At 37.1% G+C, this 4,034-nt stretch carries 3 protein-coding genes and 1 pseudogene; 1 reads left to right on the top strand and 3 read right to left on the bottom strand.

Annotated features, from left to right (window positions below; all coding sequences use genetic code 11):
* Nucleotides 1–88: 88 nt before the first annotated feature.
* From AACZ30_RS13275 to tgt, 3 genes are all read right to left on the bottom strand, one after another.
* A complete protein-coding gene (locus tag AACZ30_RS13275) occupies nt 89–1,042 on the bottom strand; it encodes an acetyl-CoA carboxylase carboxyltransferase subunit alpha (protein ID WP_339649942.1) in 954 nt (317 codons plus the stop codon).
* 99 nt (nt 1,043–1,141) lie between these two features.
* Complete coding sequence (locus AACZ30_RS13270) at nt 1,142–2,218, bottom strand: LptF/LptG family permease (RefSeq protein ID WP_093306084.1); 1,077 nt, start codon at nt 2,216–2,218, stop codon at nt 1,142–1,144.
* Between the two features lie 3 nt (nt 2,219–2,221).
* Nucleotides 2,222–3,352, bottom strand: a complete 1,131-nt coding sequence (gene tgt, locus AACZ30_RS13265; protein ID WP_339649940.1) for a tRNA guanosine(34) transglycosylase Tgt — start codon at nt 3,350–3,352, stop codon at nt 2,222–2,224.
* A 266-nt stretch (nt 3,353–3,618) separates the two neighbouring features.
* On the opposite strand from tgt, the pseudogene AACZ30_RS13260 reads away from it, so the two are divergent.
* Nucleotides 3,619–4,034: pseudogene (locus AACZ30_RS13260) on the top strand (transketolase); the annotation flags it as partial.

The raw sequence follows: 4,034 nt of genomic DNA, 5'->3' as shown, positions 1-4,034 counted from the left end.
TGTTGAAAACTTAATAATAGTGTTGATAAGTGCAAAAAAAACCGAAACCAGGGTTTCGGAAATTTAATAGCTTATGATATGTAAGGTATTAGCCTTTAAAAACCCCCATATCCAGATACTTATCCATCCTCTTATTAACTAAATCTGTTGGTGATAAGTTTTTAAATTCATCATATGCCTCTAAAATTGCATTTTTTACCGTATTAAAAGTTTCCTCTCTATTGCTATGAGCACCTCCGATTGGTTCTTTTACAATTTCGTCTATCAATTTCTGTTTTTTCATATCCTTAGCGGTAAGTTTCAATGCATCTGCTGCCTGCTCTTTATACTCCCAGCTACGCCAAAGAATAGAAGAACAGGATTCAGGAGAAATTACCGAATACCAGGTATTTTCAAGCATCATTACCTTATCGCCAACCCCAATTCCTAAAGCACCTCCACTGGCACCTTCTCCAATGATAACTACAATAATTGGCACTTTTAGCCTTGTCATTTCCAGGATATTTCGGGCAATAGCTTCTCCCTGGCCGCGTTCTTCAGCTTCAAGCCCAGGATAAGCTCCCGGAGTATCTACAAATGTCACTACAGGAAGACCAAACTTCTCTGCAGATTTCATTAAACGTAAGGCTTTGCGGTAACCTTCAGGATTTGCCATCCCAAAATTTCTGTATTGTCTGGTTTTAGTATTATAGCCTTTTTGCTGACCTATAAACATAAAACTCTGGTCTTCAATTTTACCAAGCCCGCCAATCATTGCTTTATCGTCTTTTACATTTCTATCGCCGTGAAGCTCTAAAAAAGTATCACCACAAATTGCATTTATATAATCTAAAGTATAGGGGCGGTTTGGATGCCTGGAAAGCTGAACCCGTTGCCAGGCCGTTAAATTCTTATATATATCTTTTCGGGTTTCCTTTAATTTCTTTTCAATTTGTCTGCAGGTAGCCGTAACATCAACATCGCTCTCTTCACCTATGTTACAGGCTTTTGCGTACTGCTCTTCCAACTCTTTAATGGGTAATTCAAATTCTAAATATTCCATAAGTTGATATGGTTTGTTTTTTATTAGCCTACAAATATAACAAACTTTAAAAGGAAGAATTATACAGAAAGACCATTAAATTTTGAGAAATTTCTTCTCTTATCTTTTGGCTCTATAAAGTAGAAAAATTGCCAGAATACCAAAACTGATATTAGGAAACCAAACAGCAATTAAAGGAGAAAAGGTAGATTGCTCTGCCATAGTGCCAAAAACCTTATCGAAAAATATAAATATAAAGGCTAAAGTAATTCCAACGGCAAGGTTTACACCCATCCCTCCACGACGTTTCATAGAGGAAACAGCTACTGCAATTATGGTAAGAATAAATGCGGAAACAGGAATGCTCCATCGCTTATAAGCTACCACCAAATATCTATTTATATTTCCAGAACCGCGGCGGCGTTCTTGCTCAATAAACTCGTTTAGCTCGGTATAGTTTAAAGTTTCAGCGATATAAGTTTCAGGGGTTAATTCATCAAATTCAAAAGGAAGAATGGTATCCAACTTATTCTGATGAATTATAGAATCTTCATCTACCCCAACAATTCGTTTATTTACATTGGTTAAAGAATAAGTGGTGTCCTCGGGATTAAATCTTAGACTGGTGGCACTTATTTTATATTCAAGTTTATTACCTTCAAAATGTTCTAAAGTGAAATTTCTAGCCGATTTCCCCAATGGCTGAAAATGGCTGGCATAGATAAATTCATTATCATTTATTTGCCTATAAACATCCCTGGTTTCCTGGGTTTCGGCTCCTTTTTTAAGATATTCGTATTTAAATTCATTAAAACCTTTACTGGCTTTTGGCGCGAGGAACATTCCAAGAATAAGCGCTAAAATACAAACAATAGTTGCGCCAATAAGATAAGGTCTTAAGAACCTCCAAAAAGAAACCCCACTACTCAAAAAGGCAATAATTTCAGTATTATTGGCCAGTTTGGAGGTAAACCAAATAACCGATAAAAACAGGAAAAGCGGAAATAATAAATTGGCAAAATAGATTGTAAAGTCTACATAATAAAGAGCCACTTCTATAAACGGCACCTCATTATCCAGTATTTTTCCAATTTTTTCAGCAAGATTAACTGTAATTCCAATTGGTATAAATAGTAAAAGCATAAGGAAGAAAGTTCCCAAATAACGTTTTAATATGTACCAATCTAAAATTTTCAAAGTCTAAAGTCTTTTATCCATTTGTTTTACCATCATATTTTTCCAGCTGGCAAAATCTCCGGCTAAGATATGTTTTCTGGCTTCACGTACCAACCACATGTAAAATCCGAGATTATGAATAGTAGCAATTTGCTTGCCGAGAAGTTCATTTACACTAAATAAATGCCTAACATAAGCTTTGCTATAATCTTTATCTACAAAAGTAGTTCCCATTTCATCTAAAGGAGAGAAATCGTCTTCCCACTTTTTATTTTTAATATTAATTGTCCCATGAGCCGTAAAAAGCATCCCGTTACGGGCATTTCTGGTTGGCATTACACAATCAAACATATCTACTCCCAGTGCAATATTTTCCAGAATATTAATAGGAGTACCTACTCCCATTAGATATCGCGGTTTGTCTTCCGGAAGAATTTCAGTAACAACTTCTGTCATCGCGTACATTTCTTCAGCAGGTTCTCCAACTGAAAGTCCGCCAATCGCATTTCCTTCAGCGCCAACTGAAGCGATATATTCTGCCGATTGTTTCCTTAAATCTTTATAAGTACTTCCCTGAACTATGGGAAAAAGCGTTTGATCAAACCCGTATAAAGGATCTACTTTTTTCAAGTGATTTACACACCTGTCCAGCCACCTATGCGTCATATGCATAGAACGTTTTGCGTATTTATAATCGCAAGGATATGGTGTACATTCATCAAATGCCATAATGATATCGGCACCAATAGTCCGTTGAATTTCCATCACATTCTCTGGAGTGAAAACATGGTAAGAACCATCTATATGCGATTTAAACTTTACACCTTCTTCCTTAATTTTTCTTCTGGCAGAAAGGGAGTATACCTGGTACCCACCGCTATCGGTTAAAATGTTTCGGTCCCAGTTCATAAACTTATGCAAGCCACCGGCTTTCTTAAGAATTTCGGTTTGGGGACGTAAATAAAGGTGATAGGTATTTCCTAAAATTATATCAGGATTAATTTCTTCTTTAAGTTCCCGCTGGTGTACTCCTTTCACCGAAGCTACTGTACCAACAGGCATAAAAATAGGAGTTTCAATCTTACCGTGATCGGTGGTAATGGTCCCGGCGCGGGCTTTACTACCGGTATCGGTACTCAACAAATCAAATTTCATAATACTTTTTAAGTGAGTGCAAAGATACTCAAGTAAACTTCCTTTTGACAAACCCAAGTGGTATTAAAATATTTTTTTTGATTTAAAGGCAGACAGCCGAGCTTTTAAATATCGCAATCGATTGAAAATTTAATAAAAGAAGTTTACACCAGGAAATTGTTAGTTACTTGGTTAGTTTTCTTAATAACTGGAAGGCAAGCACTTTGACAAAGCTTTATAAAAAGCTATTTTTGTGGCTATCATTTTAACAACACAATTTTACTTTAATGTCAAAGATCAAAGAATTAGAAGATTTTGCCACCCAGGTACGCCGGGATATTTTAAGGCAGGTTCACAAGGTGAATTCGGGACACCCGGGAGGTTCGCTTGGTTGCACAGAATTTTTCACCGCTTTGTACCAGGGCGGAATTATGGAACACAAACCCGAGTTTAATATGGACGGGAAAGACGAAGACCTTTTCTTCCTTTCCAACGGTCATATTTCTCCGGTTTTCTATAGCGTTTTAGCCCGTAGCGGTTATTTTCCTGTAGATGAATTAAATACTTTTCGACTTATAGATTCCAGGTTACAGGGTCACCCTACAACGCACGAAGGCCTGCCGGGAATTCGAGTAGCTTCAGGTTCACTGGGCCAGGGAATGTCGGTTGCTCTTGGAGCTGCTCAGGCTAAAAAACTGAATAA

Origin of the sequence: uncultured Salegentibacter sp., assembly GCF_963972535.1 — a bacterium.
In the GTDB taxonomy this organism is placed as follows: Bacteria; Bacteroidota; Bacteroidia; order Flavobacteriales; family Flavobacteriaceae; genus Salegentibacter.
This window is presented reverse-complemented; position numbering and strand designations above follow the sequence as displayed.